Below are 19,421 nucleotides of genomic sequence, written 5' to 3'. Positions count from 1 at the left end.
CTGATGGAGGACTCGGAAATGAACCGCAGGGCGATGCTCGGCGGTTCGCTGTCCGCAGTTGCCGCGTTGAGCACGTCCCTTCCCGCACAGGCACGGCCCGTCGGGGGCACGGTCGTCGCGGCGACCCGGTACGGGAAGGTGCGCGGGAGGCGCGAGGACGGCATCGCCAAGTTCCTCGGCGTGCCCTACGCCGCGCCGCCGCTCGGCGAACTCCGCTTCAAGGCCCCGAAGCCGCCTACGAAATGGTCCGACGTACGCGACACGGTGAGCTTTCCCCATCCCGCGTTCCAGGTGGCGGGCGGCGAGATGGGGCCGGGCGGCAACGGCCGGATGCCGGCTCCCTCCGAAGACTGCCTCTACCTCAACATCTGGACCCCCGCCGCAGACGGCCGTCGGCGGCCGGTGATGTTCTACAACCACGGCGGCGGCTACATGATCGGCTCCGGCTCCGCCACCGGGCAGGACGGCACCCACCTGGCGCAGCTCTACGACGTGGTGGTGGTCGAGTCCAACCACCGACTGGGGCTGCTGGGCCACCTGTTCCTGGGTGATCTCGCAGGCCCCGAGTACGCGGCCAACCAGGGGATGCTGGACATTCTCGCCGCGCTGCGCTGGACCAGCGAGAACATCGAGGACTTCGGTGGCGACCCCGGCAACATCATGGTCTGGGGCGAGAGCGGCGGCGACGCCAAGACCGCCGCCGTCTGCACCATGCCGGCCGCCGCGCCCCTGTTCCACAAGGCCTCGATCGAAAGCGCCGCGCCCCTGCGCTTCCCCACTCGCGACGGCGCCAACGCCCGGGCTCGGCGGACGCTGGATCTGCTGGGGTTGACTGAGAGGGACATCCTCCGGCTCCACGACCTACCGGCCACCAGGCTGCTCGAGATCCAGCAGTCGGAAGCCTCGAACGGTGCCCCGCCGTGGGGCGACCCGGGGCCTCGCCCCGGCTTCGGCGCCTTCGTCGACGGCACCGTCATCCCCCGGCACGCCTTCGCCGACGGCGCCGCGCCCTTCTCGGCGGACAAGCCGCTGATCTGCGGCACCTGCCGCGACGAGTCGGTGTTCTTCAGCCTGTTCGGGCCGCGCGACATCTTCAGCATCGACGAGGCCGGACTACGCTCCAGGCTGAGCAGCACGTATCAGGGCGCCGAGCTTGACCGGATCATCCGGACCTTCCAGGCCTCGCGGCCCGGCGCGACGCCGGCGCAGCTCTACTTCGCGATCACCACCTCGCCCATCTGGCGCGACTCGATCAAGATCGCGGAAGCCAAACGCGCGCAGCGTGCCGCGCCCGTGTTCATGTACCAACTCGCCTACCCGAGCCCGACCCTGGTGCCCGGTACCGACTTCCCCATCGGCTCACCGCACGCTTCGGACATCAACCTCAAGTTCGCCAACACCGACAAGAACGTCGACTCCGTCCTCGGCGTGGACCAATCACCGGAACGGCTGGCGACCGCACGGCACATGAGCGAGCTGTGGGCGGGCTTCGCCCACACGGGCCGGCCCACGGCGGCGGACGTGCCGAGATGGCCCGCCTACACCCTGACCGACCGAGCCACGATGTGGCTCGACGCCAGCTGCCGCATCGTCACCGATCCGGACCGGGACGAGAGACTCTTCTGGGAGAACCGCGACTGAGGAACGCCTCGATCCGCCTGCCCGCTGTCCGTCGATGGGCGCGGGTGGTCACGTCGGACGGATCGACCTGATCGGTCAGGTCGGTCAGGTCGGTCAGGTCAGCCAGGCGCCGCGAGATATGCGCGTACGGCCCCTCCTCGACCGGTCGTGTGCGAGCGCGCGCAACTGGGCAGCAGAGCGCCGGCGAGCATCGAGGGCCGCGCGCGCTCCCGCTTCCGAGTCCTGCCCTGAGGGAGACTGGTCGCGTGATTGTCGAACGCGCGTATGCCCATCTCTCCCCGCACGACGAGGACACCTGGCCCTGGTCGGTGCCCTGCGTCCGCCAGTTGCTCGACGAGGGGCTACGGTTCACGGCACCGGTGACGTTCGTGGTCGGTGAGAACGGGTCGGGCAAGTCGACCCTGGTCGAGGCGCTCGCCGAAGCGTTCGGTCTGGACTCCTACGGCGGCTCCCACGACTGGCGGTACGCCTCCCCCCGGGGCAAGTCGGAGCTCGGCGAGCGGATGAAGTTCGACGCGGCCCCGCGCGGGCGTCGCATGATGACCAGTTGGTCGGCCCGCCAAGGCTTCTTCCTTCGGGCCGAGACCGCGATGGATGCCCTGGACAGAGAAGGGTTCTCGCCGGACTCGGTCAGTCATGGCGAGGGCTTTCTCGCGGCGCTGCGCGGGAAGTTCCTGCACCCCGGGCTCTATGTCCTCGACGAACCGGAGGCGGCCCTCTCCTTCTCCTCCTGTCTCGAACTGATCGGTCACATCGACCGGTTGGCCAAGGATGGCGGCCAGGTCATCTGCGCCACCCACTCCCCCTTGCTGACCGCCCTCCCGGGCGCGGACATCATCGAGGTCGGCGACCACGGCATACGGAGAACCCCCTGGCAGGAACTCGCCATCGTGGACCACTGGCGCCGCTACCTCGCCGACCCACACACCTACCTGCGCCACGTCCTCGAGCCGTAGACCGGTCGCACACCCGCACCCCCTACCGGAGGTTCGGTCGTCATGTACGGCCGCTGACGGGCGGCGCCGGTACGCCCTACCCGCGTCCTACGCGAGGCGGCGGACGAAGACGTCGCCCGTCTCGTTGGTGTCGCCGGGCACGAGGTCGTTCTCCGCCGAACCGAAAGCGACGGTCCGCCCGAAGGCGTCGACCAAGGGCGAGGAGCGCTGAGCCGTGTCGCTCTGCGCTCCGTCCCGCGTGACGTTCAGCCGCTGTACCTCGCCCGTGACGAGATCGCGCACAAAGGCGTCGGCATCGCCGTTCGTGTCGCCCGGCACGAGATTGCCGGCGGACGAAGTGAACACCACCCGCCGGTTGTCGGCGCTGAGCGCGGGCCCGCGCTGGTTGACCTGGCCCGCCGAGTGGTCGTTCGGCTCCGACCCGTCTTGGGCGAGGGTGAGGCGCCGGGTGGCTCCGGTGCTCAGGTCCTTGGCGAAGACGTCTCGCTTGTCGTTGGTGTCATCCGGCACGATCCCTCCCCATTCGCTGGCGTAGAGGGCGTAGCGACCGTCCGGGCTCAGCCCGATCTCGCCTCGGACGGCCACGGAGACGCCGTCGCGGGTGTGTGCCGCCTGGACGGTCCGGCCGGTCCGGGTGTCACGCACGTAGAAGAGGAAGGCCTGCGGCCGTTTGACCTCGGAGGTCGCGGAGGTCTGGGAGATCCCGGAGGCCTCGGAGGCCTCGGAGGTCCCGGAGGTACCGGAGGTCCCAAGGGCCTCGGGCCGGGTCCCCTCCTCCTCTCCGCCGTCGAGCAAGAACTGGGTTCGGAAAGCGATTCGGGTGCCGTCCCAGCTGATCGCCGCGCCTTCCGAGAATCCGCTCGTCTGCGACCCGTCGTCGGCCACACTGATCCGCTCGGTGGTCTTCCTCCAGCGGTCGCGGACGAAGACGTCCCCGCGGTCGTTGGTGTCCCCCTCCACCAGGTCGCTCCTGCTGGAAGTGAAGGCCACATAGCGGCCGTTGGCGCTGATGGACGGCTCGTACGTCTGCGCCCAGGTGGTCCCGGCCTCCACCAGGAGCTCGGTCCGCCCCGTCAGGCGATCGTGGACGAAGACGTCCTGGGCGTCAGGGGTGTCGCCGGGCGCGAGGTTGTCGGCGTAGGAAGTGAAGGCGACGTAGCGGCCGTTCGCGCTCAACGAGTACGTCGTGGTCTCGTTGTCGGCCTGGGTGCCGTCGTCGGCCACGTTGACCCGCTCGATCGTGCCGGTCCGCAGATCCTTCACGAAGATGTCGGAAAATCCGTTGGTGTCACCGGCCACCAGATTGGTCGCCGAGGAGTCGAAAGCGACGTATCCGCCGTTGGCGCTGATTCCGCCCACGTCCGAGTAGTCGTTTGCCTGAGAACCCTCAGCCGTGACGCTGATCCGCTCCGTCCGGGGCCGGGGCCCCTCACCGGCCGCCGCCGCCCCGGTCACGGGCAGCACGGCCACACAGCTACCGACCAGGACCGCCCACAACGCGGCCCGTCTCCCACAACGCATCGTTCCCCCTCCACAAGCGCCTTGGCCCCTGGCAACACGGGCCGGACACAGCCAATAGCGGGGATACGCCGCGGGCAACAGGGCGGGAGGGCAAACCAGCCGTTCTCACATCTACGCGGCGACGGCGGGCCCCGCTCTCCGAGTCTGCGCGGACACAGCGCCGGGCGACGCGCGCATACGATCGCCACGTGACGATCACGTACGAGTGGCGGGGCGACTTCGACAACGGCTCCCTCAACGCGCTGCATGCCGACGGCTTCGGACACCCGGTCGCGAAGACCGACTGGCGAGGACGACTGGAACGCCACAGCCTCGGCTGGGTCTGCGCATGGGAAAACGGCTCTCTGATCGGCTTCGTCAACGTCGCCTGGGACGGCGGCGTGCACGCCTTCGTCCTGGACACGGTGGTCGCCCCGCGCGTCCGGTCGACAGGGGTCGGAACCACGCTCGTCGCGACGGCGGCCGAGCGAGCCCGCGACGCCAAGTGCGAGTGGCTGCACGTCGACTACGAGGAGCACCTGCGCGCGTTCTACTTCGATGCATGCGGCTTCGAGGAGACGACGGCCGGACTGATCGCCCTCTGATCGCGCCATGGAGTCGGGACGCGCAGACGGCTAACCACTGCTGGAGTTGCGCCGACGCGGCCTCCATGTCGACCTCGCCGGGCCGACCTTAGAGAGAGTGGAGGAGGGTGGGGCATGAGGTCGTCGGCCGGGCAGTCCGCGCCAAGTCGCCCCAGCTCCGCGCGAGTTGCGGCGAGGGAGGAGCGGTGGGGCGACTCGTCGGAGATCTGACACCCAACGTCTGTTCCCGGCGCGGACCACGCGGGCGGCAGCCGGTCACGGGCGGCGCCGACAAGACGTCCCGCTCCGCCGACCACCACCTCGCCTGGCTCCGCGCCCGCGGCCCGTACGGACGCAAGGGCAGCCCCTTCCTCCTCCCACTGCCGATGGACCGTTGTCAGGCGGAGGTACCCGTGACCGCGGTTCCGGACCTGGTCAGCTTGTACGTCAGGACCGCCCCGCTCCAGAAGTGGAAGGTGAGGGTCACGGCGGAGCCGTCAGTCACTTCGCCGAAGAACGCGGTCGGCAAGGTGATCGTGCCTGCGGTGTAGTCCGGTGCGAAGGCCACGTTGAACTGCTTGTACGTCGTCCAGGACTGTGGACCGGCGGGGGTGCCGTCGGCGTAGACGGCTTCCATGGTCGCCAGCTTGTCGCCGTTGAACGCGGTGGGTATCACCAGCGAGGTCGTCGTACCCGTCGCGCTCGTCAGCACCGGCTTCTCATAGGTGATGACGTTGACGACCCACGGAACTCCGTCCGTGAACCGGAGGGAGAGGACGGCGTTCGTGCCGTGCTCCTGCGGCGCGGTCAGCCGGCTGAGCGTCGCCGCCGCGATCGTCAGCGTGTTGCCGCTGACGGTGTAGTCCACGCCCCGGACCAGGGGGCGGCCGCCGGCATCGATCCTCATCAGCCTGGTGCCGTTGGGGTTCAGGGTGATCGTCGCGTCCGTCGGGGTCCTGCCCTTGAGCACGAAGAGCTGATCGGTGGACGCGGTCCCGGAGCGCTCGGTCCAGCTGGAACGTATCTGCGCATAGAGGCTGGGGTCGTTCCACTGCATGGTGCGGCGGTTGAAGCGGCTGCCGTTGTCCCACAGCATCGTGGTCAGGCCCCGGTACCGCGCGTAGTGGCCGAGATACTCGAGGTACTTGAGCGTCTCGCCCTGTTCGACCGTGCCGGGGCCGGAGTCCCAGCCGAGCAGCCCGTACTCACCGACGACGACCGGGATCCCCTTGGCGACGAAGGACCTGTGCAGCAGGTCGAACGTGTCGGTCAGGTCCTGCTGGGTGGCCGCGTTGAAGGTCGTGTAGCCGGCGAGGTTCACGCTGAAGGGCCAGAAGCTGTAGTAGTGGATCGAGGCCACGAGGTTCGGGTCGTCGAGCGCGGCGAAGGTGGCGAGCAGGGTGTCGATCTTGGGCTGATCCGGGGTGTCCCCCAGGGTCGGCATCACCAGCAGCCGGTCGGCATTGCCTCCGCCGGTCGCGCGCACGACGGAGTGGAAGGTCGTGTTGAGCTCGTTCATCAGGACGGCGTTCTGCTCGTCGCCGGAGCTGCCGTTGAAGAAGGGCTCGTTGATGCTCTCGAAGAGCAGTCGGCGCGGCTCGTCCCGGAAGGCGGCCGCGATCTGCCGCCAGGTGGCCGTGTACTGGGCCAGGACCGCGTCATGCCGGGCCGGCATGTCCGGCACCCACTGCCACGCGTCGCCGTGCATGTTGATCAGAACGTAGAAACCATCGGCCAGGGCCCAGTCGACCACCTGCTTGAGCCTGGCCAGGAACACCGGGTCGAGGGTGTAGGTCGGAGCCGGGCCCTCGTGCTGGCCCCAGGTCACCGGGATCCGGACGCTCTTGAAGCCCTGTGCCTTCAATCTGCGGAAGAACGCCTGGGTCACGCGCGGGTTGCCCCACGCCGTCTCGTCGGCGCCGATGGCCTCGAAGCTGTTGCCCAGATTCCAGCCGGGCTGCATCTTCGCGACCACGTCCAGCGCGGACGGCGACGCGGCGGAGCCGGTCGGCCGGGCAGCGGCCTGGGCGGCCGTCGGCATGGACAACGCCGCGACGGCGAGGGCCGCGGAGGTCGTCATGACCTGGCGGCGAGTGAAACCGGCTGAATTCGGCATAGAACTCTCCATTGAGTCGAAAGGCCTTTCCTCACGTCGAAGGCATCGACCGTCGAAGCGCTTCGACGCGCTGCGGGAGCCTAACGCAAGCTTCCGACGGGGGGAACGGCCCAAACCGCATGGAATGTGTGTGGATTCGAGAGGTCATGCGTCGAAGCGCTTCCTTATGGCCGGGCCGACATCCGGCCCGCGAGCAACAAGCTGCGCGAGTTCACTCCGAGCGCCGGCGAGGCCGGCGTGCCACGGCTCGGACTTGCGAGAGAAAACCGATCGGTTTACGATGATGGAAACCGATCGGTTTTCCCGGATACCCGTTTCCCGAGATCGAAGAGGACATAGGCAAAATGAGCGAGAATGCACAGAAGAGGAAGTTTTACGCCCTGAACATGTTCGACGTGGTGGACGCGGAGAAATACCTTGCGTATTTCAGCCGCCTGCCCGAAGTGGCCCCGCAATACGGTGGTCGAATGGTGACGTTCGGCCGTTTCCGGGACAACGTAGCCGGTGACCTCGCGCCACGGCAGGTTCTGTTCGTCGTCGAATGGGACTCCGAAGAAGCGTTCAACAGTTTCCGTGACGATCCGAACCTGGCCGACTTGCACCCACTGCGGGAGGACGGGACGGTGTCCTACATCTGGCAGACGTTCGACGGCGCCGACATGAGCGACCCCACCAACGTTTCGCTCGACGATGTACTGGCGGTGCTCAAGCCCTGACACCCGCATCGCCACGGGGCCCGTCGGATCCGTCAGCCGGCCCCATCAGGGCGGCGAAGCCAGACGCTCAGCGGCGCAGATGGACGGACTTGTACTCGACGTACGCCGTCAACCCCTCGGGGCCCCGTTCACGCCCCAGTCCGCTGGCCTTGACGCCCCCGGAAGGGTGCGCCGAAATCGATGTTGTAGAAGTTCGCCCCGACCGTGCCGGTGCGCATCCTGCGGGCGATCGCCACGGCCTGGTCGACGTCGCCGCCGTACGGCACGACCACCAGAACCGGGCCGGAGATCTCCTCGCGGGCGACGACGGCGGAGTTGTCCACGTCGGCGAAGACCGTCGGCTCGACGAACCAACCCCGCTCCAGGCCCGCCGGCCCGGCCGGCGTCGATGTACGACTCGACGCGGTCGCGCTGTCGGGCCGAGGTGAGCGGGCCCAACCGGGTGGCCGGGTCGGACGGGTCTCCCACCCGCAGGGAGGTCGCGAGGGCGGCGACGTCGTCGACCTCGGAGTAGCGGCTGCGGGGCGCGAGGATGCGGGAGTTGGTGTAACAGGTCTGTCCGCTGTTGAGCAGGCAGGCCCCGGCGAGCCCGCGTACCGCCTGGCCGAGGTCGGCGTCGTCCAGCACGATGGCCGCGCTCTTGCCACCGAGTTCGAGTGTGGCGGGCCGCAGCAGCCGCACGCACACCTCGCCGATGACCCGTCCGGCTTCGGTGGCCCCGGTGAAGGCACGGTGTCGACGTCGGGGTGAGCGACCAGGTGCGCACCGGTCTCACGGCCACCGGTGACGACGTTGACGACCCCGCCCGGGATGCCGGCCTCCTGTGCGGCCGGGTTCTTCGCCGCCTACCTCGACTTCGTACACCGGCCGCACCGCATCATGACCGCCCGGGAAGAGGTCGCCAGGGAGATCGAGGTCACCGGCACCCACACCCGGCTCTCGCCCAACCCGACGGCGGCGCGATTCCCCCGACGGGACGGTCCAATGGGATGGGGCTGGCAGAATTCCGGCGCCTGCGCGAGGGTCGCGTCAGCGAATACCGCTTGTACTACGACTCCTTCGAACTGCTCACGCAACTCGGCCTGACGTCCTGACGTCCTGACGGCGCCGGAGCTGACGGGTTCCGCGCGGCCCCGTGCGTCGACGGCACCGATGACTTGGTGCCGGGGGGCCGATGTGTTCAGCTTCGGCCCTCCCCGCCGGGAGCAGGACAGCTCCGCAGGCGCGTCGTCGGCCGACTGAGCGACGGTCCATTGTCGCTCGGCTTTCGCGACCGGGTTCCCAGTCGGCGCCACCACGGCAGCGGATCGTCCGGCTCCTCGGGCGCGTCCGGCAGTGCCGAGAAGACGCCCGCCTTCGCATGCCAGGCGCCGAACACGCCGCAGAACATCGGGTGGGGCTCGTGCGGCAGAGGGCCCCTCGTCGAAGCCACTGTGTTCCTCCCTCGTTCTCGCCGTTACCGTTAACGTGACCGGTAACGAGATTCTTGCCCAGGAGGATGGATCCCGTCAACGCCCGCCACCGAACGGCTCCCGAACCGGCCACCCCCAGTCCGGCGCCGTCCGCTCTCGCGGTGGTACCGGGCTGGGATGGCGTTGTCGGTCGGTGAACCTGATTGACTTGCCCATACGGCGGCACAGGATCAGAAGTGAGTGGGCAGAGAGTGGCCGGACAGCGGGAAACGGAAGACCAGCGGGCGCGGCGGGCGCGGGCCGGCAAGCGCGTCACGCTCCGCGATGTCGCCCAGGCGGCGGGCGTGTCCCATCAGACCGTGTCCCGCGCCATCAACGGCAAGGGGGAGATCGACCCGGCGACGCAGCAGCGGGTGCTCGAAGTCGCCAGGCAGTTGCGGTACCGGCCCAGCCGGTTCGGCCGAGGGCTCGTCAGCCCGGACGTCGTGTCCGTCGGGCTCATCGTTCCCGACGTGGTCAACCCCTTCTTCCCGGAGTTCGTGGCAGGGGTGATCGCGGCCGCGGACGAACGCGAGTGGCAGGTGCTCGTGGCCAGCGCCGAGAACGACCGGTCCCGGGAGCTGGACCTGGTCCGCTCACTCGGCCAGCAGGTCGACGCTCTCGTCGGCTACATCAGCCATCCCGACGCGGAGCTGGAGCCGTACGTGGGCAACGTGCCGCTGGTGGTGGTCGATCGGGGGCTGGACTCGTCGCAGCACGCGTTGGTCCACGTCGACACCGCGACCGGAGTCCGGGCCGGGATGCGGCACCTCGTCGACCGGGGCCACCGCCGGATCGGCCTGATCGACTGCGAGTGCGCGAGCGCCCCGATGGTCCGGCGCCGTGCCTTCCTCGAACTCGTCGACGAACACGCGCTGCCCGTCGACGAGGACTGGATCGTCATGGGCGAGCAGTCCCCGGCCGGGGGCGCCACCGCGTTCGAGGCGCTGCACGCCGCGCACCCGGATCTCACCGCCGTGGTCGCCTTCAACGACCTGGTGGCCATCGGCGCGCTCCGGGCCGCCCGCCGGCTCGGCGTCCGCGTGCCGGACGACTGCGCGCTGGTCGGCTACGACGGGCTGAGCGTCGTCGATCTGATCGATCCGCCACTGACCACCCTCCACCTCGACAAGCGGCGGCTGGGCGCACTGGCCATCCACCAGGTCGACCGACTCCTCGCGGGCGAACTGCCACCTCCTATCGTCCTGACACCGACCTTGGACGTCCGCGGCACGACGTGACCCCCCGGCGGTTTCGATCTGCCGGCGGAGGTGATGTCAGTGTGCCGCTGTCGGGGTCGGGCCGAAGGCGTCCGCGAGGCTGGTCAGGATGGAGCCGGGCCAAGCGCTCTCCCCGAACACACCGACCGGCAGGGCGAGCACCCCGTACTCGTGCCGGAGTGTCTCCGCCGGTACTTCGGCCGGGAAGAAGTAGTTGCCGGGGCTGGTTCGGCTCGCCGTGGGAATCGACTTGAGCACTTCGTCCGGCAACTGCGCGAACAAGCGCTCAGCCCGTACGGCCAGTTCGTCGACGACCCGCTCGGGCGCGTCGCCGTGTTCGGTCAACAGGCTTTCTGCCAGCCTCAGTTGGGGCGGTGTCGGAGGGTCCGCGCGGAACGCCTCGGCCAGGTCCGTCAGGTCCGTCAGCTCTGCCTGTGCCGGGCCCAGGAGGACCACGCCGAATGTCCGTGGCCACAGCCATCCCTTGGTGACCGAATGCAGCAGGACCGTACGACCGGTGTCCAGCAGTCGCCGTGTGCCGGCGGCGAACGGGGCCCCCAGGTCGTAGACGCTGTCGATCAGCACACGGCGGTGTGGTGACGCGCTCAACCACGCGACCACCGCGGCGCACTCGGCGTCGGTCAGGTACCGGCCGAGCGGCTTGCTGGGGTTGGCGAGCAGCAGGTACTCGGGCCGGTGGTCCGCCGGGGCCCCGGGCAGCGCCGGTGCCGGTAGCGTCGGGTAGGACTCGGGCTCCAGACCGGCGGCGCGGGCCAGCTCGAAGTACACCGGGTACACGTCGCGGGGCAACCACAACCGCGCTTGCGCGGTGCGCAGCCAGTCGAACACCGTCCCCAGTCCGTGCCGGACGCCTCGGCAGACCATGGCGCGGCCGGACCATTCCTCCGGCAGGTCGAAGCGCCGCAGCCAGGCTCGGGCGAGATCGCATCGGTGCACCGTGCGGATGTCGGTCGGGGGCTCCGGTCGCAGCGCGGCGAGCGCCCGGTACACGTTGGTCTCGGCGGCGTCCAACAGCGGTGCGGACGCGCCGAGTTGCCGTCGGCGGAAGTCCTGGAAATCGTCGTACCTCATGCCGTCGCGCCTTCCGGCACGATCTCGCTGGCCCGGTCCTCCAGGGAGGCGTAGCACCGTCCGTCGGCCATGACGTTCCAGCTGCGTGCGATCCCGTTGGTGCGTTCCCAGAGCAGGCTGGGCTCGGTGTAGGCGGCGATCCGTATCGGGCGGTCGTCCCAGGTGCCGTGGTAGACCGGTGCGCCCCAGGGCAGGCGGTCCGCGAGGGCGAAGCCGTGCCGTTCGGCGAACCCGGTGACGACGGACAGTGACACCTGGTGCTCCCGGCTCCAGACGTTGGCGGCGCGGTCGAAGTAGAGCGACTCCGTGCTGGTCGAGACGTAGAGCTCCTTGAAGCAGACCTCCTCGACACCGAGAGCCGCGGCCCACGAGAGGTAGTCGGCGACATCGGCCGCGTCGGCGACGCCCCCGTGCTGGAGCACGCAGATCAGCCGCATCCGCAGCCCCGGCCAGCGGTCGCGTCCCGTGCGCCAGGTGTCGATCACTGAGTTCACCGGCGTGCGCAGCATCATGAGCCGCTCGTTGGCGTCGTCGTCCTGATGGTGACGGGAGACGGCCAGCACACTCAGGCCCGCGGCGCCCAGAGCCGCGAGGCGGTCGGCCCGGTCGGCGTGCGGGCCCTTGGCGAGGGTGTGCGCGTTGGTGATCAGGACGACCTTCGGGAAGGCCGCCGAGCAGGCGGACACCAGTCGCAGCTGCTGTTCGAACGGTATGAGCGTGGGCTCCCCACCGCCGGTGATCACCGCACGCTCGGCGCCCGCCGAGCGTGCGCGCTCCAGCCAGTGGGCGACCGCGTCCCACGGGACCCGCGCCGGCGCCTGGTCGCTGGAGATCGAGGCCGAGGAGAAGCAGAACGAACAGCGGGCCTGGCAGGCGGAGGCGACCGGCAGGAGCGAGACCGAGCGCGGTCGTGTGTCGGCGTAGCGACGCAGGTCCGCACGGTGCAGGTGCAGAGAGGCCGCCATCGCGTCCTCGACGGTGGTGGGGCGCAGGGTGAACTCGTCGCCTGCTTGGTCGAGTTCGTGGACCGCCGACAAACGGATGCGTGCCTCGTGCAGTTCCATGCCGAGGCCGGTGGCCGTGTTGGGCACCAGCGTGTCGGGGTCCACCGTGGTTTCCAGCACCAGCAGCCGGTCGCCCGGTAGGGCCAGACGCTCCAGGAGGCGTCGTGCCTTGCCGATGCCGATCCCCAGCTCCGCGCGGGTCAGCAGGTGGAACCGGTCGGGATAGGTGCTCTCCGGGATGCCCGCCTTGCCGTAGGCGAAGGCGTACTTGTCGAAGCCCTTCGCGAAGTTCGACAGCACGATGACGTGGAAGCGCTGGTCACTGTGGTTCATCCCGTCATCATGCATGAACGGTTCCCGGACGACAGGGGATAAACCGCAGGCGAAGCACGGTGCCCCGTGCCGCGCCGCTGTGCGTGGTGGGTTCGGTGCCGCTCAGCTCAGTCGCTCGGCCAGTCCGACGATGATGCCCTCCGGGCCGCGGACGTAGCAGAGCAGATAGCTGTCCTCGAAGCGGGCGATCCCGCCGACGAGTTCGGCGCCGTGGGGGCGCAGGCGGGCCACGGTGTCCTCCAGGTCGTCGACGGCGAACATGACGCGGTGCGTGCCCACGATGTTGTGCGGCCGGTCGTGCGGTCCGGCGCTGATCGCCTCGGGGCTGCGGTACTTCGCCAGTTCGAGCCGGCTGTGACCGTCCGGGGTCCGGAGCATCGCGATGTCACAGCGGACACCGTCGAGTCCGGTGCACCGGTCGGCGAAGGGGCCCTCGACCTGTCCCCTGCCCTCCAGCTCCATACCGAGTTCCGCGAAGAACGCGACGGCGGCGTCCATGTCCTCGACGACGATGCCGACGTTGTCCATCCGCTGAATTGCCATTCCGGTTTCTCCCTCTCCTCGTTCGGCCGCCGACGGCCGCTGAGGTCCATGAAAACGCCTTCGCCCACGGCTCGGCACGCGGTCACCGGAAGGCGAGCGCGGTGGCGTAGGCGTGCTGACGTGCGGTGACCCGCACGGCGGTGCCGTGCGGGTCGTCCGTCGATCGAGGGAGTGCGATCAGGTCAGCGGGCTGACCGCCGTGAAGGAACTGTCTGCGCGGAAGGTGGCGGTGTCCTGGTAGGCGTCGATGCGCAGCTCGTAGTTGTAGTGGCGGAGGTAGCGGCCGGGGTAGTTGTACGACTCCAGGCTCACCGAGCCGGACGTCGAACCTGGCCGGGCGCAGTAGGTGGCGTCCTTGTTGAAGAGCGTGGTGCCGTTGCCGGCGTCGAAGCGGACCCGGAAGTCCTTGTGCCGCAGGTAGCGGCCGGAGGAGTCGCGGAAGGAGTAGCAGTTGGCGTCGGCCAGACCCGGGATGACGGTGAAGGTGGCGCTCTGCTTGACCGCCGTGGTGCTGGAGGACGTCACCGGGTCGAGGTAGCCGAGGCTGTCGGACCGTACGACGGCGTAGCGGCCGGGGAAGTTGACGGACCGGAGCGAGCGGGTGGTGTTCGTCGGCAGGGAGGTTCCGTTGGTGACCGGCTCGACGCTGCTCAGGGTGGGTACGACCTTCTTGATCAGGCCGCCCGAGTCGAACTCCATCTTGTCGAGGGTGGTTTCGCGGTGGGTGCCGTCTCCGCCGGGGATGGCGAAGCGGTGGTAGACGATGTACCAGTCGTCGGTGTTCGGCACCTGGATCACGGAGTGGTGGCCGGGGCCCTTGATGCCGAGCGTGAGGTCCTTCTCCAGGATCACACTCCGCTTGGTCCAGGGACCGGTGGGCGAGGAGCCGGTGGCGTAGGCGACCCGGTAGTTCTCGTCACGTGTGTCGTTCTCCGACCACATGAAGTAGTAGGTGCCGTTGCGCTTGACGACGAAGGAACCCTCGCGGAAGCCGCTGGTGGTGATGTCGGTGACCTTCGAGGCGTCGAAGGAGATCATGTCGTCGCCCAGCGGGACGACGTACGCCCGGCCGTTGCCCCAGTAGAGGTAGGACTGGCCGTCGTCGTCGGTGAAGACCGCCGGGTCGATCATCTGGCCGGTGAAGGCGCCGCTCGCGATCAGCGGCTTGCCCAGGGGATCCGTGAACGGGCCGGTGGGCGAGTCGGAGACCGCCACTCCGATGTTCGCGTCGGCGGAGTAGTAGAAGTAGTACTTCCCGTTCTTCGCGGTCATCGCCGGCGCCCACGCTCGGCCGTCGGCCCAGCTGACGTCGGGACCGAGGTCCAGGATGACGCCGTGGTCCGTCCAGTGGACCAGGTCCTTGGAGGAGTACGCCTTGAACTTCGTGCCGCTCCAGCCCGCGAAGCCGTCGGTGGTCGGGTAGATGTAGTAGGTGTCGCCGAACCGGACGATGTTCGGGTCGGCGGTGAGTCCCGGGAGGACCGGGCTCCTCATGATCTGCGCCGTGACGGTCCAGGTGCGCTTGGCGCCGTCGGAGCCGGTCACCTCGTAGGTGACGGGCTGGGTGAAGTCGCGCGGGGTGCCGGAGGCGGGGCTGATGGACGCGTCTTGCGCGAGGGTGAACTGCGGGGCGAGCGTGGTGAGGTCCGTGCCCTCCTTCACCGGCAGCGTGATGGTGCTGTTGGCGTCGTCGATGAGGGCGTCGGTCTTCAGCGCGGGGAGGGTGACCTTCGCGATGCCCGTGGTGTTGCCGCTGACTTCGAGTACCTCACCGGGGGCCAGCGCACGGTTGTAGACCCGGAAGTCGCGGATCCTGCCCTTGAAGAGCTTGTCGCTGGAGTAGAGCGACTTGCCGATGTAGTTGGCTGTGGTGGTGCCGGATCCGAGGGAGCCGGGGGTGATGGTGACCGAGGTGTTGCGGGCCACCTCCACACCGTCCTGGTAGAGGACGCCTGTGGTGCCGGTCTGGGTGTAGGTGACGTGCTTCCAGACCGAGCGCGGCAGCGCGGCCGAGGTCGAGGTGTTCTGCTCGGTGGAGAAGTTCCCGGGGGCGATGGCGGTCCGCAGCGAGTTGCCGGTGCTGAACAGGTACCCGTTGCCGGCGCCGTTGGTGGTGTTGCCGAAGCCGTAGAGGAAGTACGGGGTGGCCTGGGTCGCGTCGATCCGCACGTCCATCGCGACGGTGATCGAGTTCATGCCGCTCATGATGTTGTCCGGCACCTTGATGTAGGTGTCGGAGCCGTTGAAGGTGAGCCCCTCTCCGGCGCCCGCCCAGCTCGCGGTGCCGTTGACGGTTCCGTCGCGGCCGTTGCCCGAGGCGTCCGCGGCCACGGTGCCCGAGGTGGCGTCGAGTTTGTACCAGAGGGCCAGGCCGTCGGTGATGTCCGCCGCCTGGGCCGGGGACGCCGGGCCGACGACACCCATCAGGAGCGAGGCCGCGGCGGTGGCGGCCAGGGCGCCCAGCCGGAATCTTCGGCGACCGTGAGGTCTCACGCTGTGCATGGGTTCACATCCCGTGAAGAGAACAGCTCGTGGACGAAGTCCGAAATGTCGAACACTCAGGAATCCATTCGCGGGTGGGACGCCGGCGCCGCCTCCGGCCGAGGGGCGGTGGCGGGTGGGCGGTCGCCGGCATCCCTGTCGGGTCGCGTCAGCTCGTCAGGCGGAAGGTGGCGTCGCTGCGCCCCGTCGCCGTGGTGATCGGGTCGAGCCTGAGTTGATAGGCGTAGTGGCGGATGTACCGGTCGGGGTAGTTGTAGGACTGGAACGACGACCATGTCGCGTCGGCGAGTCCGGCGACCTGGCGGAACGTGGCGTCAGCGGCGAACGCGCTGGTGCCGTCGTTGTAGGCCAGCTGGAAATCGAATCCGGAATGCCGCAGGAAGTAGCCGGGGAAGTTCACCGACTCGAAGGAGACGGTGCCGGTGCCCGCCAGTCCGGTGCGCATCCGGAACCGGGAGTCGTCGACGGGGCTGACGTTCGGGTCGATGCGCACGTCGAAGTTGGTGTGACGCACGTACCGGTCCTGGAAGTTGTACGACTGGAGCCGGTTGACAGCGGTGTTGGGCCAGCGGGCGAGGACGCGGCTCTCCTCGGCGGCCGTCAGGTTCAGGATCCAGCCGTGGCGCTTCTTCGTGCCGCCCATGTTGTAGCTGCCCGACGTCTGCTTCTGGTAGGCGGCGGGGTTGGACGGGTCGGTCGTCAGGACCGGCATGTATCCGCCGCCGGAGGCGTACTGGTCGAGGTAGAGGGCCCACTTGTTGGTGCCGTTGAACTTCATCCACATCGGGCCCTCGACCATGGAGCCGGTGAGGCCGATGCCGGAGAGGTTGCCGAGATTGGTCCACGTACCCAGGATCGAGTTGCTGCCTTCGAGGGTGATCTGGCCGTCACCGGAGGCCCGGACATAGCGGTAGTTGCCGACACCGGAGGGCACCTCGATGATCTGGGTGTCGATGATCTCCTGGGAGCCGGGACGCTCGATGTAGGTCTGCGGAGTGGTGATCGTACGGAAGTCCGTGGTGCGGGCGTAGTAGATGCGGTGCTTCGTCGCGCCGTTGAGGGGCACGTTCGTCGCCCAGTACAGGACGTAGTCGTTGGTGTCGGGGTTCCAGATCGCCTCCGGTGCCCATGCGTTGCGGCCGTCGGGGATCGCTCCGGCGACGTTGAGCAGCCACGGCTGGGACCAGGTGGTCAGGTCGGTCGACTCCCACACCACGAGGTTGCGGCTGCCGTTGTTGATGGACTGGCTCCACGTCTGCCCGCAGTCGATGCACAGGTCGGTCGCGATGATCCAGTACTTGCTCCCGTCAGGGGATCTCACCAGGGCGGGGTCGCGCACCCCCTTCGTGCCGACCGGGGAGCGCAGGACCATGCCGCCGCCGTTGAGGTCGTTCCAGTTCACGCCGTCGGTGCTGTGCGAGAGGTACATCTGCTGGTTGGTCGACCCCTCCCCCGTGAAGTGCACCATCAGGTAGCCGGGGTCGGCGGCGGCGGCCCGCTCGGGTGCGGTCAAGGCTTGGGACGTGAAGAGTAGGCAGGCGGCGATCACTATCGCCGCGAGCCGGCCGATGAGCCTGGCCATGTGCGTCTCCTGTCGTGCTACGGGTGCCCTGATCGATTGACCATACGTTCGAAATTTCGATCACTGTGCGTAACTTCGACAGAAGATAAGTTTCGGCCAAGAGCACGTCAATGGGACTGGCGAATCTGCGCTCGAAATGTTCCGTGCGTGAACGGGCCCCGCCGCGCGACTGAATCGTTCTACGGCGTCAGCTGGGTCTGAGGATGACCGCCTGACCTCCCGCGCTGGTCATCGCCATGCTGAGGATCGTCGAGGAGGTCACGCTCCTCGTGCTGACCACCGTGGGCGTGGCGCGCGGGACCGTTCCCGCGGTTCCGTCGGCGTATACGGTGGCGGTGTAGGTGACGCCGCTGTCGAGGAAGTCCAGCGGGACCGACAGGGTGCGGGCGGTCTCGTTGGTCATCGCGCCGAGGAACCAGGTGGTGCCGCTGCGGCGGGCGACCGCGATGTACTCGCCGATCGAACCGGTGAGGGTGGTGCTCTCGTCCCAGGTGGCGGGGACGGCGTCGAACCACGCCAGTCCGGGCCAGTTGGCGGTGGTGGCGTACGACGACGGGGTGGAGTACCAGTAGAGGAAGTTGAGCGGCTGGTAGTACACCGCCGCCATCGCCATCTGGTGGTTGTTGGTCGTCAGGTTGCGGGACTGCCCGTAGCAGATGGTGTAGTCCATCGGTCCGCCCACGTTGCGGGCGAAGGGCAGGGTCACATTGTGGGTGGCCGTGGGGAACTGCTCGTTGCCGCGGACTCCCTCCAGGCTGATCCAGTTGGGGTAGGTGCGCTCGTAGCCGAACGGCCGCACGTCGTCGTGCATGTCGATCAACAGGTTGTACTTGGCGGCGGTCTTGGCCCAGGTGATGATCTGGTTGGTCATGGCCTGGGTGCCGTCGTTGATGAAGCCGAGCTTGATACCGGCGACGCCCCAGTTCTTGTAGAGGGCGAACAAGGTGTCGGGGTCGGTCAGGGCCAGCCGGTTGACGTAGAGGAAGACGCCGACGCCGTTCGTCGTCGCGTGGTCGATCACCATGGGCAGGTCGATGTCCGCGATCGCGGTGGTCGCGTCGGTGGTGGTGAACTCCGGCCCGTACCATCCCGCGTCGTACTCGATGTACTCCAGGTTGCGGGCGACGGCGAAGTCCACGCCGGCGATCCCGGCGGCGGTGGTGAGGTTGCAGCGGAACACCTTGCCGGGCCGGATCCACGTCGTGTCCGTCAGGGCGTTGGCCGGGGCCAGGTTGAGGACCAGTTCGGCGTTGTCGACCAGGTCGGCGTCGGAGGATCCGAGGACGAGCACCCGCCACGGCGTGGCGAACGGTGTGGTGACGGTCGTGGTGGTCTGTACGGTGCCGCTGCCCCGGGCGGTCTTCTTCATCAGGTACGTCTTCAGGGTGTTGCTCTGCCCGGAGACCGAAGTGAGCATCCCTCGGGGGTAGTTCACCCGGGAGGACTCACAGACGACGGCGCGCAGCCCACCGGGCAGGGTGACCAGCAGCGGCATGTCGGTCAGCGGGCCGACGTCCGTGCCGGACGTGCCGGTGGACGGGATCGCGTCCGGTGCGACCACGCTGTACGCGTTCTCGTCCCGGGCGCTGTGGACCAGGGTGCCGGCGGGGAACACGAAGCTGGTCAGCTCGTCGGAGATGATGGCCTTGCCCGTGCCGAGCAGCGTGTGGCGCAGTGCGACCCCGGTGTCGTAGGCGCGTATCTGGATGCCGAAGGCGAGGCCGCTGCCGCTGTCCTGAAGGTTCCAGCGCATTTCCTGGTAGTGGTCGCGGATCGTCGCGTTGCGCCCGTACACCGTGGTCCAGGTGCTGTCCTTGGTCCAGTGCTGGTAGTTGGTCATCACGGTGTTCGCGGTGCCCAGCGTGGTGCCGTCGCTCATCGCGAGTCCGAGCACCGAGGTGTCGACGACCGTCGTGCCGGCGCGCTTGACCGACCAGGTGAGCGCTCCGCCGACCAGAGACACCGTGATCTTGTTGCTGCCGTTCGGCGAGGTGGCGGTCATGGTGGCGTCGGCCGCGTGGGCCTGTCCCGTGCCGACGAGGCCCAGCGAGGCGGCCCCCACGGTGACCGCCGCTCCCCTGAGGATTCCCCGCCGGGACAGCGTCCCCGGGCGGGCGGTTCCGTGCGGGTCGGGCTGTTCCTGACGTGGTGACATTTCCATGATCGGTACATCTCTCCCTG

12 protein-coding genes and 3 pseudogenes are annotated in these 19,421 nt (G+C 68.6%); 5 read left to right on the top strand and 10 right to left on the bottom strand.

The genetic code is table 11. The annotated features are described in order from the left end of the window. Positions 1-3: 3 nt before the first annotated feature. Together HW837_RS41130 and HW837_RS41125 are read left to right on the top strand one after the other, a co-directional pair. Positions 4-1,641, top strand: coding sequence for a carboxylesterase/lipase family protein (locus tag HW837_RS41130; protein WP_193381788.1), 1,638 nt, complete (start codon positions 4-6; stop codon positions 1,639-1,641). A 245-nt stretch (positions 1,642-1,886) separates the two neighbouring features. Continuing rightward, positions 1,887-2,597, top strand: coding sequence for an AAA family ATPase (locus HW837_RS41125; RefSeq protein WP_193381789.1), 711 nt, complete (start codon positions 1,887-1,889; stop codon positions 2,595-2,597). An 87-nt stretch (positions 2,598-2,684) separates the two neighbouring features. On the opposite strand, the gene HW837_RS41120 is transcribed toward HW837_RS41125, so the two are convergent. After that, a complete protein-coding gene (locus HW837_RS41120) occupies positions 2,685-4,118 on the bottom strand; it encodes a TolB family protein (RefSeq protein WP_193381790.1) in 1,434 nt (477 codons plus the stop codon). Positions 4,119-4,306: 188 nt separating this feature from the next. Here HW837_RS41120 and HW837_RS41115 point away from each other — a divergent pair, with 188 nt between their 5' ends. Beyond that, positions 4,307-4,702: a GNAT family N-acetyltransferase gene (locus HW837_RS41115; RefSeq protein ID WP_193381791.1), complete on the top strand. Its 396-nt coding sequence runs from the start codon at positions 4,307-4,309 to the stop codon at positions 4,700-4,702. Between the two features lie 376 nt (positions 4,703-5,078). On the opposite strand, the gene HW837_RS41110 is transcribed toward HW837_RS41115, so the two are convergent. After that, a complete protein-coding gene (locus HW837_RS41110; RefSeq protein ID WP_045562199.1) occupies positions 5,079-6,797 on the bottom strand; it encodes a cellulase family glycosylhydrolase in 1,719 nt (572 codons plus the stop codon). A gap of 344 nt (positions 6,798-7,141) precedes the next feature. Here HW837_RS41110 and HW837_RS41105 point away from each other — a divergent pair, with 344 nt between their 5' ends. Then, positions 7,142-7,513: a DUF1330 domain-containing protein gene (locus HW837_RS41105; protein ID WP_193381792.1), complete on the top strand. Its 372-nt coding sequence runs from the start codon at positions 7,142-7,144 to the stop codon at positions 7,511-7,513. A 128-nt stretch (positions 7,514-7,641) separates the two neighbouring features. Here the strand turns inward: HW837_RS41105 and HW837_RS41100 are convergent. Beyond that, a pseudogene (locus tag HW837_RS41100) lies at positions 7,642-8,325 on the bottom strand (aldehyde dehydrogenase family protein). An 851-nt stretch (positions 8,326-9,176) separates the two neighbouring features. Here HW837_RS41100 and HW837_RS41095 point away from each other — a divergent pair. Continuing rightward, positions 9,177-10,205 carry a LacI family DNA-binding transcriptional regulator gene (locus HW837_RS41095; RefSeq protein WP_093792086.1) on the top strand — a complete coding sequence of 343 codons (1,029 nt, stop codon included), beginning with the start codon at positions 9,177-9,179 and terminating at the stop codon, positions 10,203-10,205. 36 nt (positions 10,206-10,241) lie between these two features. Here HW837_RS41095 and HW837_RS41090 read toward each other — a convergent pair whose 3' ends face one another. The 7 genes and pseudogenes from HW837_RS41090 to HW837_RS41065 form a co-directional block, all read right to left on the bottom strand. Then, the gene (locus HW837_RS41090) at positions 10,242-11,276 is read right to left on the bottom strand and encodes an aminotransferase class I/II-fold pyridoxal phosphate-dependent enzyme (protein ID WP_045562201.1); all 1,035 of its coding nucleotides are present in this window, start codon (positions 11,274-11,276) and stop codon (positions 10,242-10,244) included. After that, complete coding sequence (locus tag HW837_RS41085; protein ID WP_234442794.1) at positions 11,273-12,613, bottom strand: radical SAM family protein; 1,341 nt, start codon at positions 12,611-12,613, stop codon at positions 11,273-11,275. The genes HW837_RS41090 and HW837_RS41085 overlap by 4 nt, the downstream gene beginning before the upstream one ends. Before the next feature lie 102 nt (positions 12,614-12,715). After that, a complete protein-coding gene (locus HW837_RS41080) occupies positions 12,716-13,156 on the bottom strand; it encodes a VOC family protein (RefSeq protein WP_045562203.1) in 441 nt (146 codons plus the stop codon). Positions 13,157-13,333: 177 nt separating this feature from the next. After that, positions 13,334-13,741: pseudogene (locus tag HW837_RS50590) on the bottom strand (AbfB domain-containing protein); the annotation flags it as partial. Positions 13,742-13,786: 45 nt separating this feature from the next. Further along, positions 13,787-15,553: pseudogene (locus tag HW837_RS41075) on the bottom strand (family 43 glycosylhydrolase); the annotation flags it as partial. Positions 15,554-15,806: 253 nt separating this feature from the next. Further along, a complete protein-coding gene (locus HW837_RS41070; RefSeq protein ID WP_045562204.1) occupies positions 15,807-17,240 on the bottom strand; it encodes a glycoside hydrolase family 43 protein in 1,434 nt (477 codons plus the stop codon). Between the two features lie 187 nt (positions 17,241-17,427). Beyond that, positions 17,428-19,395, bottom strand: a complete 1,968-nt coding sequence (locus tag HW837_RS41065) for a glycoside hydrolase family 97 protein (protein ID WP_093792082.1) — start codon at positions 19,393-19,395, stop codon at positions 17,428-17,430. Between the last annotated feature and the right edge of the window lie 26 nt (positions 19,396-19,421).

Origin of the sequence: Streptomyces caniscabiei (assembly GCF_014930365.1) — a bacterium.
Classification (GTDB): domain Bacteria; phylum Actinomycetota; class Actinomycetes; order Streptomycetales; family Streptomycetaceae; genus Streptomyces; species Streptomyces caniscabiei.
Note: the sequence above shows the minus strand (reverse complement) of the source record. Positions and strands in the feature narration are given on the sequence as shown.